The organism is Actinoalloteichus spitiensis RMV-1378 (assembly GCF_000239155.1).
Classification (GTDB): domain Bacteria; phylum Actinomycetota; class Actinomycetes; order Mycobacteriales; family Pseudonocardiaceae; genus Actinoalloteichus_B; species Actinoalloteichus_B spitiensis.
Window position 1 is genome coordinate 1 of record NZ_AGVX02000115.1, and the last position, 16,302, is coordinate 16,302.

Genomic DNA, 16,302 nt, shown 5'->3' on the forward strand with positions numbered 1-16,302 from the left:
GGCGGGGCACCCGGTGGGGTGCCCCGCCGCGCTCGTCCTGTCGGTTGCCGCCGCCCGTGGGGCGGTCGTCGCGGTGGTGCCGCCGCCGCGTCCGGTCGTCGCCGCCCGTGGTGGGCTCAGATGAGCCCGCGTCGGGCGGCCCAGGCCACGGCCTGGATGGGTGTCTGCACGCCGAGCCGGTCGCACACGCCCCTGATCCTGCGGCGCAGGGTCCGGTTGGACGTGCACATCCGCCTGGCGATGCCGTCCAGGAGGTAGCCTTCCGCGAGCAGCGCGAGAATCTGGCGCTCCTCACGGGTCAGCCGCACCTCCCCGGCGCAGTCGGTCCTGCTCTGTTCGGCACGAACCCGTTCCGCACTCAGTGCCGTCGCGCGCATAGCCACCGCAACCACTGGGACCTCCTCCTGTGTCCTCGACCGACCCCGGAAACGCTTCCGACGGGCGCCGTGCGGCGCCCTACCGCAGGAACGCCGCGGCGACTCCCGCGTCCACCGGCACGTGCAGCCCGGTGGTCCTGGTCAGCTCGCCGGCGACCAGGACGTGGACGGCGGCGGCGACGTGCTCGGGGAGCACCTCGCGCTTGAGCAGGGTCCGCTGGGCGTAGAACTCGCCCAGCTCGGACTCGGGCACCCCGTAGACGGCGGCGCGCTGCGCTCCCCACCCGCCGGAGAAGATGCCGGAACCACGGACCACGCCGTCCGGATTGATGCCGTTGACCCGGATCCCGTGCGCGCCCAGTTCGGCGGCGAGCAGTCGGACCTGGTGCGCCTGGTCCGCCTTGGCCGCGCCGTAGGCGACGTTGTTGGGTCCGGCGAACACGCCGTTCTTGCTGGCGACGTAGACGATGTCCCCGCCGATTCCCTGCTCCGCCATGGCCGCGGCGGCGGCGCGGGCGACGAGGAAGGAGCCGCGGGCCATCACCCGGTGCTGCACGTCCCAGTCGGCGTCGGTGGTCTCCAGCAGGGGTTTGGAGATGGACAGCCCCGCGTTGTTGACCACCAGGTCGACCCCGCCGAAGGCGAGGACCGCGGCGTCGACCGCGGCCGTCACGGCGTCGGTGTCGGTGACGTCGACGGTGACGGGAACGGCGACGTCGGCGGTGCGGAGGGCGCTGGCTCCGAGTTCGTTGGCGACCTCGGCGGCGGCGTCGCCGTCCCGGTCGGCGACGACGACGCAGGCGCCCTCGGCCGCGAGACGACGGGCGGTGGCCCGTCCGATGCCGCTGCCGCCGCCGGTGACGAGGGCGATCCGGCCGGCCAGGGGCCGGGGCTTGGGCCGCCGCCGCAGCTTGGCCTCCTCCAGCTCCCAGTACTCGATGCGGAACTTCTCGCTCTCGTCGATGGGCTGGTAGCTCGACAGGGCTTCCGCGCCGCGCATGACGTTGATGGCGTTGACGTAGAACTCGCCGGCGACGCGGGCGGTCTGCTTGTCGGCGCCGAAGGAGAACATCCCGACTCCGGGCACGAGCACGATGGCCGGGTCGGCGCCGCGCATCGCGGGGGAGTCGGGGGTGGCGTGCCGTTCGTAGTAGGCCCGGTAGTCGTCGCGGTAGGCGGCGTGGAGCTCCCGCAGCCGGGTGATGGTCTCGTCGAGGGGAGCCGTGGGGGGCAGGTCCAGGACGAGTGGCCGCACCTTGGTGCGGAGGAAGTGGTCCGGGCAGGAGGTGCCCAGGGCGGCGAGCTCGGGCATCCGTTCGCGGGAGACGAAGTCGAGGACGACGTCGGTGTCGGTGAAGTGGCCGAGCAGGCCGCGGCCGGGCACCGGTTCGCCGGTCTCCCGCAGCGAGGTGGAGGCCAGTCCCCGGAGCACGGGGGCGAGGGCGGCCGCCCGCGCGCGCCGCTCCTCGGCGGGCAGGGGTTCCCAGCCGGGCACCACGGCGCCGAGCGGGTCCCGCCGGCCGTGGGTGTCGATGAACTCCTGGGCGGTGCGGATGATCTCCAGGGAGTGGGCGCGGCACTCCTCGGAGGTGTCACCCCAGGCGGTGATGCCGTGGCCGCCGAGGATGACGCCGATGGCCTGGGGGTTCTCGCGGCGGATCTGGGCGATGTCCAGGCCGAGTTGGAAGCCGGGCCGCCGCCAGGGCACCCAGGCGACGCGGTCGCCGAAGCAGCGGGCGGTCAGCTCGCGGGAGTCGGCGGCGGTGGCCAGGGCGATGCCCGCGTCGGGGTGCAGGTGGTCGACGTGGGCGGCGTCGACGAGGCCGTGCATGGCGGTGTCGATGGACGGCGCGGCGCCGCCCTTGCCGTGCAGGCAGTAGTCGAAGGCGGCGACCATCTCGTCCTCGCGGTCCACCCCCGGGTAGACGTCGACGAGGGACCGGAGGCGGTCGACCCGGAGGACGGCCAGGCCCTCCTCGGTCAGGGTGCCCAGGTCCCCGCCGGAGCCCTTGACCCACATCAGCTCGACGGGTTCGCGCGTCACCGGGTCCGTTCCGGACGCCTTGACGGAGGCGTTGCCACCCGCGTAGTTGGTGTTGCGCGGGTCGGAGCCGAGGTCGTGGCAGCGGGCGATGAGCGCGCTGACCTCCGGGTGCGTTCCCCGAGCGGTGTCCGGGGCGCCTGACGCTGAACTCGACACTGCGTTCCACTCTTCCCTGTTCGTCCGCCCCGGTCCCGGGACGGTGTTCCACTGGCTGCTGGCGGGGCACCCGGCCGGGCCGGGTGCCCCGGGGCGGTCAGGCTCCCCAGCCCATCGCGTTCCCGCCGATCCGTTCCGCCTCGATGCGCTGCTGGTACCCCGAGCGGCGGTAGGCGGTGATCGGGTCGGGGTCGAGGCCCATGTCGGTGCGGAGCTCGGCGACCAGTGGCCGCACGTCGGTGTGGTAGGCGTCCATCAGCACCTCGTTGGCGCCGAGGACGTCACCGGCCTCCTGGGCCGCGCGCAGCGCGTCGGTGTCGACGAGGAGCGCCTTGGCGGTGGCCTCCTGCACGTTGGTGATCGAGCGGATCATGGCGGGGATCTTGGGCTCGATGTTGTGGCACTGGTCGAGCATGAAGGCGACGTCGGAGTCCGCGGCCAGGCCGCCGCCCCGGTTCACCTCGTACATGAGGCGGAACAGCTGGAACGGGTCGGCCAGGCCGACGATGAGGTCGTCGTCGGCGTAGAAGCGGGAGTTGAAGTGGAAGCCGCCGAGCATCCCGGCCCGCAGCAGGAAGGACACGATGAACTCGATGTTGGTGCCCGGTGCGTGGTGCCCGGTGTCGACGAGGACCTGCGCCGCCGGTCCGAGCTGTGCGCAGTGCGCGTAGGAGGTGCCCCAGTCGGGGACGTCCATCGTGTAGAAGGCGGGTTCGAAGAACTTGTACTCCAGCAGCAGCCGCATGCCTTCGGGCATCCGGTCGTAGACCTCGCGCAGCGCGGTGGCCAGCCGGTCCTGCCGAGCTCGGATGTCGTCCTGCCCCGGGTAGTTGGTGCCGTCGGCGACCCACATCGACAGGATCTTCGAGCCGGTCTGCTCGGCGATCTCCACGCATTCCAGCAGGTGGTCGGTGGCCTTGCGGCGGACTCCGGGGTCGGGGTTGCAGATGCTGCCGAGCTTGTAGTCGTCCTCCTGGAACACGTTGGGGTTGATCGCGCCGAGTTCGATGCCGGCGTCGCGGGCGTGGGCGGCGAGCCCGGCCCAGTCGTCGACCCTGTCCCAGGGGATGTGCAGGGCCACGCTGGGTGCCACTCCGGTGAGTTCGTGGACCTTGGCGGCGTCGTCGATCTTCTCCTGCGGGGTGCGGGGCACTCCGGCCTGCGCGAACACCTTGAACCGGGTCCCGGAGTTGCCGTAGGCCCAGGACGGCGTCTCGATCCGCAGGCCGCGCAGGATCGACTTCACCGTGGCGCTGCGACTGGGACTGATCTCGGTCATCAGGAGGCTCCTTGCGGATGTGGACGGCGGCGACCGCCGCGACCGGGGGTCGCGGGGTCGGTGGGGCGCGGGGGTACCGTCAGGGGAGGTGGAAGACCTCGGGTAGCGGGCTCATGTCCTCGTCGGCGGCGCCGGAGTCGAGGTCGGCGAACAGCGGGGCCATCTCCGCCTGCCAGCGGGCGTTGACCTCGGTGCGGTTCATCGCCTCCCTGGCGGCGTCGAAGTCGTCGCACTCCAGGTAGCCGATGAGCAGGCCGTCCTCGCGGAGGAAGAGGGAGTAGTTGCGCCACCCCGACTCGGATAGCGCTTTCCGCATGTCCGGCCAGACGTTCGCGTGCCGTTCGCGGTACTCCTCCAGGCGGTCAGGGCGCACCTGGAGCGTGAAGCAGATCCGCTGGGTCATGAGCGACCACCACGCACCACGCGTCCGCGAACGGAACCCGTCGCCAACTCGGCCCGAACGTGCCGAAAACCCGTCATTGCGCGCGACCGCATCATGCGCCCGGCCTCCTCGTTGAGTGGGTCGTCCCGACAAACGCCGGCCGCCCCCTCGTCCTGGGTTGCCACCGGGTTAATGAATCGTTTCAACAACGCGCTTGTGCTGAGTTTGCAGCACGCCTCTTCGCGGTGTCAACCTCTCGTGCGGGACTTTTTGCCCGAGCATTCCGACCAGTGCGGCATACTTCCTCCAGGCTCCCCCACGGTGCGGGAAGCGACTCCATCACGGTGATTGACACGTTTCAAGACGTCAGCCAGCGTCTCGGCGTCTGCCCAGCGGGAGGTGCGGTGGGACAGCAGGCAGCAGCGAGCATCCGGCAGGTGGCCAGGGCCGCCCGGGTGTCGGTGGGAACGGTGTCCAACGTGCTCAACCGGCCGTCGGTCGTCGCCCCCGCCACACGCCGACGGGTCCTCGCCGCCATCGACGAACTCGGCTTCGTCCGCAACGAGTCGGCGCGTCAGCTCCGGCAGGGAACCGCCCGCACCATCGGTCTGGTCGTCCTGGACGTCGGCAACCCGTTCTTCACCGACCTCGCCAAGGGGGTGGAGGCGGCCGCGACGGAGGCCGGGCACGCCGTGATGCTCTGCAACAGCGACGGATCGCGGGACCGGGAGTCCCGGCACCTGGAACTGCTGGCCCAGCAGCAGGTGCACGGGGTGCTGATGTCCCCTGTGGAGGACGACCTGTCCTCGGCGCGGGAGTTGGCCGCCCGGGGGGTCTCCGTGGTCCTGGTCGGTCATCCGGCCGAGTCGGACGACCTGTGCTCGGTGGCCGTCGACGACCGGGTCGGCGGGGAGATCGCCGTCACCCACCTGCTGGCGACCGGGCGCCGTCGCCTCACGATGATCGCTGGCTCACCCGCGACCCGGCAGTGCGCGGAACGGCACGCCGGCGGGCAGCAGGCGCTGCGCAACGCCGGCCACGACCCCGGCGGCCTGGAGTTCCTGGAGGTGCCCACCCTCGACGTCGCGGCGGGCCAGCGGGCCGCCGAGCAGCTGTTGGCGCGGGGGTCGCTACCGGACGGCGTGTTCTGCGTGAACGACCTCGTCGCGCTCGGGCTGCTCCAGGTGCTGCTGCGGGCCGGCGTGTCCGTGCCGGACGACGTGGCCGTCGTGGGTTACGACGACATCGACTTCGCCGCCGCGGCCGCCGTTCCGCTGACCTCCGTCCGACAGCCCGCGACGTTGCTGGGACGCACCGCCGCCGACCTCGTCATCGCGGAGGGCGCCGGCTCCCGGCACCAGCACCAGCAGGTGGTGTTCACCCCGGAGCTGGTGGTCCGTGAGTCCACCGGTCACCGGGAGGGCAGGAGCCGGGCGCCGGACGGCCCCGCGTGGGGTGCGCTGCTGCGGCCGGTGCACGACCTCGGCGGCCGGCTCGCCGCGCAGGAGCCGGAACCCGCCGGTTGACCGGACACCGGGAGAACCGGCGGGCCGCCCGCGACATCCCCCGTGACCGCCCAGGAAGGACCCCGTACGCTGGCCCGCCGCGGTACTCCATGCCACCGTCCGATCACCGGGAGGCACCAGCCATGACGGGTTCTTCGCGTTCGCCAGTCGTGACGACGTCCTGGGCACTGCTCGCCTGCGCCGTCCTCACCGCCTGCACGACGGAGGAGGGGGGCCGTGCGCTGCCCGCCGACGGACCGCCGGCGACCAGCGCTGCCGGCAGCACGGCGATCGACCCGAGCGCCGGAATGCCCCCCGAGCAGGCACCCGGCACCCCGGTCTCCACCGGGGCTGGTCCCGAGGGGACCCAGCCGTCCGCCACCGAGGACGCGACGCTCATCCAGCTGTGCGGGCTGCTGACCGCCGAGGAGGCCGCGTCCTTCGGTGTCGACGCGTCAGCCGCGGAGTCGATGCCGGGCAGGGAGCTCGCATCCTGCCGCGTCCCCGCGCTGGAGAGCGGCGGCCCGACCCTGCTGCTCGGCTTCTCCGCCCTGAAGGGCCTCGACCCCAGCACGCTGCCTGGCGACGCGGTGGAGACCCAGGTGGGTTCCCGGCCCGCGTTGCGGTCGACCGAGGGCAATGCCTGCGATCTGACGATCGCGCTCGGTCCCGACGCGCACGCCCTCGTGCGGGCCCGCAGCAGCGAGGGCACCGACACCGCCTGCGCGCTCGCGGAGGCGGTCGCCGGCACCGTGGAGCCGCGCCTGCCCCACGACCCGGGCTGACCCCTCGCGGGGAGAGGGGGCACGGACGTGGGGTCCGGTCGGCTAGTCCCGGGCGAGGCGCAACACCGCGACTCCCCGCCGGTCCACCGTGACCTCGGTCAGCGGGCCCCCGGGGTGGAGGACATCGGTTCCGGGCGTGGGCAGCGGAATCCGCACCGGCTCCTCGCCCCGGTTGAGCACCAGCAGGTAGCGGTCCCCGCTTTCTGCGACCCGCTCCCAGGCGCGGACCCCGGCCGGGAGGTCGGGCAGCACCGGTTCCACCCCGGCCTCGGCGCGGATCGCGTCGACCAGGCCGCGCATGGCGTCCTCGGGCAGCCGGGTACCGAGGTACCAGGCGACCCCGGAGCCGAACTCGTTGCGGGTGATCGCCGGGGAGCCGTCCAGCTCGCCACCGGCGAACGAGGCGAGGGTGGTGGCGCCCTCCAGGTGGATCTGCTCCGACCAGACGGTACCGAGCACCTCCGCGCCGGGATCGCCGCCCAGGCCCCGCACCCGCACCGTGCCGTTCTCCGGCAGCGGCCAGAACTCCTCGACCCAGACGCCCAGCACGTCGCGGAAGGCGCCCGGGTATCCGCCCAGGTAGACCTGGTCGCGGTCGTCGACGATGCCGGAGAAGAAGGACACGGCCAGGTGGCCACCGCCCCGGACGTACTCGCGGAGGTTCCTCGCGCCCTGGGGGCTCACGCTGTAGAGGTTGGGCGCGATGACCAGCCGGTAGCGGCTGAGGTCGGACTCCGGGTGCACGACGTCGCAGGCCACGCCGGCCTCGAACAGCGGCGTGTAGTGCGCCAGGCTGGACTCCACCTGGCGGACGTCGACGCTCGGGTGGGAGTCCATCTCCAGCGCCCACCAGCTCGACCAGTCCAGCAGCAGCGCCACGTCGGCGACGACCCGGCTCCCGGCGACCTCGCGCGCCCTGACCAGTTCGTCGCCCAGGGCGCACACCTCGCGGAAGATGCGGGTGTTCTCCCCCGCGTGCGGCAGCATCGCGGCGTGGAACTTCTCGGTGCCGCCCCGGGAGGCCCGCCACTGGAAGAACATGACGGCGTCGGCGCCCTGCGCCACGGCCTGCCAGCTGTCCAGCCGCATGACCCCCGGGGCCTTGGGCGAGTTCCGGTCCCGCCAGTTCACCCCGCTGGTGGCCTGTTCCATCAGCAGCCAGGGCTGACCGGCGCGCAGTGACCGCATGAGGTCCGAGTTGAAGGCGATCTCGCGCTGGCTCTCCCGGTCCCAGGGGTCCGGGTAGGCGTCGTAGGAGACGACGTCCATCTCCTCCGCCCACGCGTGACCGTCGATGGAGGCTCCGGAGCTGATGAAGTTGGTGGTCGCCGGCACGGTGGGCGCCGCCGCGCGGAGGATGTCGGCCTCCATGCGGTAGCAGGCCAGGAAGGCGTCGGAGGTGAACCGCGCGTAGTCGAGGCGCTGTCCGGGGTTGGAGTGGAAGGGAGCGGTCCTCGGCGGCAGGATCTCGTCCCAGTCGGTGTACCGCTGGGACCAGAAGTCGGTGTACCAGGCGGTGTTGAGCTCGTCGATGTCGGTGTAGCGGCTGCGCAGCCAGCGGCGGAAGTCCACGGCGGACTCGTCGCAGTAGCAGGCGGGCAGGTGGCAGCCGTACTCGTTGTTGATGTGCCAGAGCGCGAGGGCCGGGTGGTCGCCGTAGCGTTCACCGATGCGCCGCACCAGTTCGGCGGCGCGCTCCCGGTAGACCGGGCTGGAGGGGCAGTAGTGCTGGCGGGACCCGTGGGAGAGGCGGGTGCCGTCGACGGTCACGGGCAGCGTCTCCGGGTAGAGCCGGCCCAGCCAGGCCGGGGGCGAGGCCGTCATGGTCGCCAGGCAGGCGCCGATCCCGTTCTCGGCGAGCCCGTCGAGAACCCGGTCGAACCAGGCGAAGTCGAACTGGCCGGGGCGGGGTTCGACCCTGGCCCAGGAGAAGATCCCGACGCTGACGAGGGAGACCTTGGCCTCCCGCATCAACCGGAGGTCCTCGGCCCACACTTCCTCCGACCACTGCTCGGGGTTGTAGTCGCCGCCGTAGGCGAAGCCGCCAAGGCGTGCTCGGACAGCCTCCATGCTCCTGGTCATCAGTAGCTGCTTCCCTCTCCGCGGCTGGCGCCGCCGGTCGTCGCGCTGTCGGGTCTGGACGGTCGTGGGTGGGCGTAGCGGCCCTCGGGCCGGGATCGGTCAGAGCGGGAGCAGGTCGGACACCCGGACCGGTGCGCCGGTCTGGAACGACTCGGTGGCGGCCAGTCCCACCGCCAGCGCGGTCGCCCCGGCGACGTGGTCGGCCCGCAGGCCGAGCGGGTCGGCCTGCGGGGGTCCGAACAGGGCGCGCAGCATCAGCTCGTCGCCGCCGCCGTGCCCCGGTTTGAGCGGTTCGTCGAGCAGCACCTCCGGCTCGGAGAACAGCGGGTACCGCGTGATGGTGGCGCGGGTGAAGTCGGCGGCGTCGGTGCCCGGCGGTCGTTCGAGGCGGAAGCCGTCCTCGACGGGCGAGCGGGCGTAGTCGTTCTCCCGCACGGCGAGTTCGAGGCGGCCGCCGGATCCGTTGAAGCACACGCGATACCCCTCGTAGGGCGAGTAGGCGTGCAACTGGTAGTTCAGCGAGACCCCGGACCGGTAGCGGGCGAGCACCGACATGTCGTCCTCGACGGTGATGCCGGAGCCGAAGACGTTGCGGTCCCGCAGGTACCCGTCCTCGTGCTCGGCGTCGAGGTAGAGCGCGCGCATGCGGGGGGACGCGGCGAGGTCCAGGGCGAACGGGTCACTCCTGGCCTCCTCGGAGCCGGCGGCGCGCGTGTAGTCGCGGGCCAGCCCGTGCCGGGCACCGTTGGACGCGCCGTAGAAGAACAGCCGCCCCATGCCGAACACGAGGTCGGGCCGGTCGTCCAGCCACCAGTTGACGAGGTCGAAGTGGTGGCTGGACTTGTGGACGAGGAGCCCGCCGGAGTGCTCGCGCTCCCGGTGCCAGCGGCGGAAGTAGTCGGCCCCGTGCTGCACGTCGAGCAACCACTCGAAGGTGACCGAGCCGACCCGTCCGACGGTGTTCTCCGCCAGGAGCCTGCGCACCTGTTGGTGCACCGGGTTGTAGCGGTAGTTGAAGGTAACCTCCACCGGGACGCCCGTCCGGCGTTGGGTGTCGAGGATCGCCCGGCACTTGGCCACGTCGACCGTCATGGGCTTCTCGGTGATGGCGCGGCGCCCGTTGGTCATCGCCGAGACGAGGTAGTGGTCGTGCGCGCTGTCCGTGGTGCAGACGACCACGGCGTCGACGCGTTCGGCCGTGAGCATCTCCTCGAAGCGGTCGGGGGTGTAGGCGGGCAAGGCCGGACGGCCGGCGTCGGTGAGCCAACCGTTGTAGGCGGCGATCCTGGTCTGGTTGGAGTCGCACAGCGCGACCAGTTCGGCCGTGTCCGGGAACCCACCGGCCAACGCGTTGACGTACATCTCGGCCCGGGATCCCAGCCCGACGAGCGCGTACCGCGTCCGCTGTCTGCCGTCACTCACCTTGAGGTGCTCCTTCCACAGGCGCTGAGCCTGTTCTCGCCGGGGCGAGTGCGCGTGCACCGGCCGCTCCGCGCGTCCCGCCGCCACCCCGGCCGTCCGGCCGTCGCCCCGGCGTCCTCGTGCCGGCCTCGGCCGCTGCCTGTGCGGATTCAACCTGTGTCCAACCCGCCCAGCAAGCGCTTACCAGGGCGACCGCCCGGCCGCTGACCGGTTCCGGCCAGTGGCGAGCCCGAGGCAGGACCACCTACCCGGCCGGAGCAGCCTCTGCCATCATCCGCAGGGCGGAAAGTGCTTTCCCAACCATTCCGGCGGTGTGTGGCCAGGCTGGTGCGGAGCGACGGAGCTGACATCGGGAGGGGCGGTGGCACGACGACAACCCACCCTGGTCGAGGTGGCCCAACACGCGAGGGTCTCGTTGGCGACCGCGAGCCGGGTGCTCAACGGCTCGAACCGCAGGGTGGGCGAGGAGCTGCGGCACCGGGTCGTGGTCGCGGCCACCGAGCTGGGCTACCTGGTGAACGCCTCAGCCCAGGCACTGGCCCGCAGCGCGTCTCCCGTGGTCGGGCTGCTCGTGCACGACATCGCCGACCCCTACTTCTCCAGCATCGCCGCCGGCGTCAGCCGGGTCGCCGAGGACCGGGGGCTGGTGGTGGTGCTCGGTGTGACCGGCCGCGAGGCGGACCGGGAACTGTCGCTGCTCTCCACACTGCGCGCCCACCGGGCCCGCGCCGTCGTGCTCGCCGGCAGCCGCACGACCGAGTCCCTGCACACCGAACGGCTGAGCACCGAAATGGTGGCCTTCATGGAACAGGGCGGCCGGGTGGCGTGCATCTCGCAGGACCGCCTCCCGGTGCACACCGTGGTGCCCGCCAACCAGGACGGGGCACGCGCCCTGGCGAGCAGGCTGGCCGAACTCGGTCACCGGCGGTTCGGGATCCTCGCCGGCCCGGCCGACCTGGTCAGCGCGGTGGACCGCACCGCCGGGTTCCTGGAGGGGCTGGCGAGCCGGGACGACGCCCTCCCGGAGCCGGTCCTGGTGCACGGGGCGTTCACCCGGGACGGCGGCTACCAGTCGACCCGGGAGATGCTGGCCAGGGACAGCGACATCACCTGCCTGTTCGCCGTCAACGACGTGATGGCGACCGGGGCGATGGCCGCCATCCGGGACCAGGGGTTGCGGGTCCCCGCGGATCTCTCGGTGGCCGGCTTCGACGACATCCCCACCCTCCGCGACCTGGTGCCCTCGTTGAGCACGGTCCGGCTGCCCCTGGAGCAGATGGGCGAGCAGGCCGCCCGGCTGGCCTTCGGCGACCAGCCCATCCGGGGGACGCGCACGGTGCGCACCCGGGCCGAGGTGGTGCTCCGCCAGAGCACGGCCCCGCCGCCCCGCTGAGCACCAGGGTGCCGGACATCCGCTCCCGTGCGACCGGATGGCCCTCCCCGGTCGGCCTCCCGGGGAGTGGGAGGCCGGCGCGGGGCGGTGGCACTCGGTCCTAGATACCCGTCACCTCGCTGATCCAGTCGTAGAAGGCGGGGACGTGCACGTAGGAGGCGAACATGCTGTCCGACGTCGACGAGACCCCGATCTGGTAGCCGGACTCGGAGAACAGGGGACCGCCGGAGTCACCACCGGCCGGGATGCCGTCGATCCTGGTGACGCACACGTGGTTCTGCCGGGTGACTCCACCGCACTGGAAGACCAGTCCCACGGCGCTCACCCTCAGCTCGGTGTACCTGAGGTACGTGGTTTCGCAGTCGGCCTGGTTGCCGGGAGCGGCGACGCAGAAGCGTCCCCAGCCGTAGCCTTGGACATGGTCACCGGGGACCACCTGCTGGGTCCGGGCCAGCCGAGCGAAGTCCGCCTGCACCGGGCTGTCGAGGCGGACCAGCGCGATGCCGGCCGAGGGGTGCGCCACGACACCGTTCGGTGCCTGCTCGACCACCGAGCCGCCGTCCTCCTCCAGCGCGCCGTAGCGAAGGGAGTACTGGCCTTCCGGAGTGACGCACCACTTGGTGGTGAGCGCCCACTCGGGGGCGATGATGGTGGCGGTGCACACCCCGGTCCCATCCCGAAGCAGGCGGGCGGTACCGCGATCCTCCTCGGCGCGGTGCCCGTCGATGATCATCGGTTGGGGAGCAGCGGTGGACGCGGAGCCGGCGGTGTCGGCGGCGGCCGCCGGGGGCACGACCAGGCCGCCGAGTGCGACGCAGGCCGCGACGGCCAGGAGACGTAGGGAACGCACGAGAAAACTCCTCTCACGCGGGCGACGTGGGAAGCCGCCGCGCGGACGCGGGAATCACGAGCGGAGGAAGCCTGGCAGGTCCGCGACCGAGAGGACAAGATCGTCCTTCGGCCCTGCCCAACACGTCTCCGGGCGGGCGGCGACCACCTCGGTAGCGTTCCCACACCCGACTCCAGCAGCAGGGTCCTACAGCGCCCCGGGTCACGGTTCACGCACCCCGCCGGTCGTTCCGCCGCTGGGGCGGGTCGGACACCGCCCGGGCCGACGGGCGGCGTGCCCGTCCACCCCGTTCCCCATCCACCGGCCCCGGTACGGCGCGGCGCCCCGGGCCGGTGGGTACGACCCGGGGCGCCAAGGGCTCACAGCCGGCCCCTCCCAGGAGGACGGACAACGCTGCGGGCGGAGCGTGTCACCGCTCAGACACCGGTGTGCTGGGTGATCCAGTCCCGGTACGGGGTGATGTGGGTGTAGACGGTGACGCTGCGGCGGTCGCTGGTGGAGGCGACCCCGATCTGGTAGCCCGACTCGGAGAACATCGGGCCGCCGGAGTCACCACCGGCCGGGATGCCGTCGATGCGGGAGCCGCACACCCCCAGGCCGCCCCGGTAGTCCCCGCGACAGGTGCCGTCGACCCCGGTGACCTGGACGTTGGCGTACTTGAGGTACTGCGACTGGCAGCTGGCCTCGCCCTGGCCGGGCGCGGGGATGCAGGTGGCTCCCCAGCCGTAGGTCTGGACCGTGTCGCCCACCGCGACCTGCTGGCTCGGGGCGAGGGGGGTGAACTCGGTGTCGACCTCGTTCGCGAGCCGGATCAACGCCAGGTCGGCGCTCGGGTGGGTGATGACACCGTTGGGAGCCTGGTGCACCAGGGTGCCGGCGTGCTGGTCCAGGTCGCCGTACCGGATGCTGTTGCCGCTGCTGGTGACGCAGTGCTCGGCGGTGAGAACCCATTCAGGGGCGATGACGGTGGCCGAGCACACCTCGGCGCCGTTGCGGAACAACCGGGCCGCGCCGCGGGTCTCCTCGGCGAAGTTCCCGTCGATGATCATCGGCTGGTTGGCCGTGTCCAGTTCGGCCGGTTCGGCGGTGGCGGCTCCCGCCAGGGGGGCGACCAGACCACTGATCGCGAGACAGGCCGCAGCGGCGACAACTCGTAGTGGGCGCAACTCAACTCCTCGGCTTGGGCGGGCGACCAGCCCGCCATGGGCAGGGAACGAGGAATCCAACCTCGCGGTGAGTTTCACACGATCGAGTGAAGACGAAAAGGATCAACCGGGAGCTAGTCCGGCGTTGTCCACCTCGTTACCCGGACGGAGCAGCGGGCCGTCACCGAGCGGAATCAGCCGAGCAGTTCGCGCATCGTGTCGATCTCGGCCGTCTGCCCCACCATCATGTCCGCCGCCATCGCCTGGAGGGTGACGTCCGCCCCGCGTGAGAGAACCTCGTCGGTCATCTCCAGCGCCCCCTCGTGGTGGGCGATCATGAGGTGGAGGAACAACCGGTCGAAGTCCGCGCCCTCGGACCCGGCAAGCTCGGCGAGTTCCTCCCGCGTGGCCATGCCCGGCATGTCGGCGTGGTCGTGCCCGTGGTGATCCCCGTGGTGGGCGTGCCCTGCCGCGTCGACGACCCCGTCACGCCAACCGAGCATGGCGCCGATCTCCGGGCCCTGGGACCCCTCGATCCGCCCGGCGAGCGACACGACACGGGAGTCCTCCGCCCGGCCGGGGGCGAGCGCCGCCATCTCCAGCGCCTGTTCGTGGTGGGGGACCATCATGTCGACGAAGGTGAGGTCGTGCTCGTTGGGCTCGGGTTGCCCGGCGCTGAGCGGACCGTCGGGGGCGACGTGGCGGGGTTCGTCACCTGGCCCGCCCGGCGCGACGAGCGGCGGTGCCGGGGCCTGGGCGTGCTCGTCCACCTCGGAGGCGGTGCACCCGGCGAGGAGCACCGCGCCGAGGGCCAGGACGGTCAACCGCCCCACGCCCGACGCCCCCGGTCCGCCCGCGTGCCGCACCCGCATCCGACCCTCCCGTCATCCCGTCACCGATCGGGCGGCGCCCGGAACCCCCGTGGTCCACGGTGGAGCCGCCGGAGCGCGCCACCGAGCGGGTCCCGCCCCAGGAGCCAGCCTAAGCGCGGGAACCGCCGTTTCCCAGACCGGAGCGACGACTTCCCGATTCTTCCCGCGATCGTCCACACCTCACCCCGCTCACGGCCGAACGGGTGAAACACAACATTCACATCCCTGACACGGAATCCCACTCACCAGGGGGGAAAATCGCCGAGCGCCGGAACCACGACGTCGCACGACACCCGGAGCAGCGCCCCCACCAGCGCCTACCGCCGACCTGACGCACAGTGTCCAGCCACATAAGATTCTGGTGAAATCATCACTCTTTCGGCGGATATATGGGGAGCGATGATCCTCCACATACTGCTAGGTGGTTCGACGTGCCACCGGGGGGGGGCGCATTCCCGAGGGGAGATCATCGTGAGGCAGGCTTTCCATTCCCGTGGGCGCAGAGCCCGGGCGGCTCTGGGCGCGGCCGCCGGGCTCGCGGCCGCCGCGACGCTGGCCGTGCCGGCCAACGCGCAGCCCGCGGACCCGCTCGAGGCCGACCCGTTCGCCACCGCGGACGTCCTCCCGCAGTCGGTGGACGAGGAGGTCTTCCACAGCGACAACATCCGTCACGTCGCCCACCTGCCCAAGCAGGCGCCGTTCGACAACACCGACAGCGTCGGCAGCGACATCGGCTTCCGGGACGACTACGCGTTCTTCGGGAACTACAACGGATTCGTCGTCTACGACATCTCCAACCCGGAGGAACCCGAGATCGCCTCCCAGGTGTGGTGCCCGGGCGGGCAGGGCGACATCTCCGTTCACGGGGACCTGCTCTTCCTGTCGGTGGACTACCCGCGCACCAACAACACCTGCGACTCCGAGTCGACGACCGCCGCCGACCCGGACGGGTGGGAAGGGATCCGGGTCTTCGACATCAGCGACGTGACGAGCCCCCGCTACGTCGCCGACGTCCGCACCGACTGCGGCTCCCACACCCACACCCTCGTGCCCGACGAGGGCGGCGAGGTCGTCTACCTGTACATCTCCTCCTACGCGCCCTCGGTGAACTTCCCCCAGTGCCAGCCACCGCACAACAAGATCTCCATCATCGAGGTTCCGCTGGACGATCCGGCGGCCACCGCGCTGATCGCCGAGCCGGTGCTCTTCCCCGGGGACACCGGGAACCCCGGCCCGCCCGTCGGGCAGCGCAAGACCACCGGATGCCACGACATCACCGTGTTCCCGGCCAAGAACCTCGCCGCCGGCGCCTGCATGGGTGACGGCATCCTCATGGACATCGCCGACCCGGTGAACCCGGTCGTCATCGAACGGGTCCGCGACGACGTGAACTTCGCCTTCTGGCACTCCGCCACCTTCAACAACAGCGGGACGAAGGTGGTCTTCACCGACGAGCTCGGCGGCGGCGGCGCGGCCACCTGCAACGAGGAGGTTGGTCCGACGCGGGGCGCCAACGGCATCTACGACCTGGTCGAGCGGGACGGCGAGACGAAGCTGGAGTTCCGCAGCTACTACAAGATCCCCCGCCACCAGGAGGACACCGAGAACTGCGTCGCGCACAACGGATCGCTGATCCCGACCAAGCACGGCGACTTCATGGTGCAGGCCTGGTACCAGGGCGGCATCTCCGTCTTCGACTTCACCAACTCCGCCCGGCCGAGGGAGATCGCCTACTTCGACCGCGGGCCGTTGAACCCCGACCGCCTCCAGGGCGGGGGTTCGTGGTCGGCCTACTACTACAACGGCTACATCTACTCCAACGGGATGCAGCGGGGCCTCGACGTCGTCGAGCTCGACGACCCGAGGACGAACACCGCGAAGCGGGTCACCTTCGACGAGTTCAACCCGCAGACCCAGTACGTGTACGACTGGCCGGACGGCCTGGTCGTGCCGGGCAACTGACGCCAACGGCCGGCCGCCGCGACGACGGCCCCACCCCGGTAACGGGGC

General features: G+C 71.7%; 13 protein-coding genes. 4 read left to right on the top strand and 9 right to left on the bottom strand.

All coding sequences use genetic code 11. The features are described from left to right. Positions 1–116 precede the first annotated feature (116 nt). The 4 genes from ACTIDRAF_RS0205945 to ACTIDRAF_RS0205960 form a co-directional block, all read right to left on the bottom strand. Entirely contained in the window at positions 117–392 is a 276-nt protein-coding gene (locus tag ACTIDRAF_RS0205945; protein WP_342626674.1) for a LuxR C-terminal-related transcriptional regulator, read from the bottom strand. A 64-nt stretch (positions 393–456) separates the two neighbouring features. Next, entirely contained in the window at positions 457–2,577 is a 2,121-nt protein-coding gene (locus ACTIDRAF_RS0205950) for a bifunctional rhamnulose-1-phosphate aldolase/short-chain dehydrogenase (RefSeq protein WP_016697807.1), read from the bottom strand. A gap of 97 nt (positions 2,578–2,674) precedes the next feature. Then, on the bottom strand, positions 2,675–3,856 hold the full coding sequence (gene rhaI / locus ACTIDRAF_RS0205955) for an L-rhamnose isomerase (RefSeq protein WP_016697808.1): 1,182 nt from the start codon (positions 3,854–3,856) through the stop codon (positions 2,675–2,677). 79 nt (positions 3,857–3,935) lie between these two features. Next, positions 3,936–4,259: an L-rhamnose mutarotase gene (locus ACTIDRAF_RS0205960; RefSeq protein ID WP_016697809.1), complete on the bottom strand. Its 324-nt coding sequence runs from the start codon at positions 4,257–4,259 to the stop codon at positions 3,936–3,938. Positions 4,260–4,642: 383 nt separating this feature from the next. On the opposite strand from ACTIDRAF_RS0205960, the gene ACTIDRAF_RS0205965 reads away from it, so the two are divergent. Both ACTIDRAF_RS0205965 and ACTIDRAF_RS0205970 read left to right on the top strand, forming a co-directional pair. Beyond that, positions 4,643–5,764, top strand: a complete 1,122-nt coding sequence (locus tag ACTIDRAF_RS0205965) for a LacI family DNA-binding transcriptional regulator (protein WP_016697810.1) — start codon at positions 4,643–4,645, stop codon at positions 5,762–5,764. 149 nt (positions 5,765–5,913) lie between these two features. Then, on the top strand, positions 5,914–6,528 hold the full coding sequence (locus ACTIDRAF_RS0205970; protein WP_016697811.1) for a DUF3558 family protein: 615 nt from the start codon (positions 5,914–5,916) through the stop codon (positions 6,526–6,528). Positions 6,529–6,570: 42 nt separating this feature from the next. On the opposite strand, the gene ACTIDRAF_RS0205975 is transcribed toward ACTIDRAF_RS0205970, so the two are convergent. Both ACTIDRAF_RS0205975 and ACTIDRAF_RS0205980 read right to left on the bottom strand, forming a co-directional pair. Next, positions 6,571–8,610: a beta-galactosidase gene (locus ACTIDRAF_RS0205975; RefSeq protein WP_039786025.1), complete on the bottom strand. Its 2,040-nt coding sequence runs from the start codon at positions 8,608–8,610 to the stop codon at positions 6,571–6,573. A gap of 99 nt (positions 8,611–8,709) precedes the next feature. After that, positions 8,710–10,032 carry a Gfo/Idh/MocA family protein gene (locus tag ACTIDRAF_RS0205980; RefSeq protein WP_026065824.1) on the bottom strand — a complete coding sequence of 441 codons (1,323 nt, stop codon included), beginning with the start codon at positions 10,030–10,032 and terminating at the stop codon, positions 8,710–8,712. 361 nt (positions 10,033–10,393) lie between these two features. Here ACTIDRAF_RS0205980 and ACTIDRAF_RS0205985 point away from each other — a divergent pair, with 361 nt between their 5' ends. Next, positions 10,394–11,425 (top strand): LacI family DNA-binding transcriptional regulator, encoded by a 1,032-nt coding sequence (locus ACTIDRAF_RS0205985; RefSeq protein ID WP_016697814.1) that lies wholly within the window; start codon positions 10,394–10,396, stop codon positions 11,423–11,425. Positions 11,426–11,525: 100 nt separating this feature from the next. Here ACTIDRAF_RS0205985 and ACTIDRAF_RS0205990 read toward each other — a convergent pair whose 3' ends face one another. The 3 genes from ACTIDRAF_RS0205990 to ACTIDRAF_RS0206000 all read right to left on the bottom strand — a co-directional run bounded on the left by ACTIDRAF_RS0205990 (position 11,526) and on the right by ACTIDRAF_RS0206000 (position 14,292). Continuing rightward, positions 11,526–12,275 (bottom strand): S1 family peptidase, encoded by a 750-nt coding sequence (locus ACTIDRAF_RS0205990; RefSeq protein WP_016697815.1) that lies wholly within the window; start codon positions 12,273–12,275, stop codon positions 11,526–11,528. Between the two features lie 416 nt (positions 12,276–12,691). After that, the gene (locus tag ACTIDRAF_RS0205995; protein ID WP_016697816.1) at positions 12,692–13,441 is read right to left on the bottom strand and encodes a S1 family peptidase; all 750 of its coding nucleotides are present in this window, start codon (positions 13,439–13,441) and stop codon (positions 12,692–12,694) included. A gap of 173 nt (positions 13,442–13,614) precedes the next feature. Further along, positions 13,615–14,292 carry a DUF305 domain-containing protein gene (locus tag ACTIDRAF_RS0206000; RefSeq protein ID WP_016697817.1) on the bottom strand — a complete coding sequence of 226 codons (678 nt, stop codon included), beginning with the start codon at positions 14,290–14,292 and terminating at the stop codon, positions 13,615–13,617. A gap of 471 nt (positions 14,293–14,763) precedes the next feature. Between ACTIDRAF_RS0206000 and ACTIDRAF_RS0206005 the strand changes: the two genes are divergently transcribed. Next, complete coding sequence (locus ACTIDRAF_RS0206005; protein WP_052168718.1) at positions 14,764–16,254, top strand: LVIVD repeat-containing protein; 1,491 nt, start codon at positions 14,764–14,766, stop codon at positions 16,252–16,254. Positions 16,255–16,302: the final 48 nt, after the last annotated feature.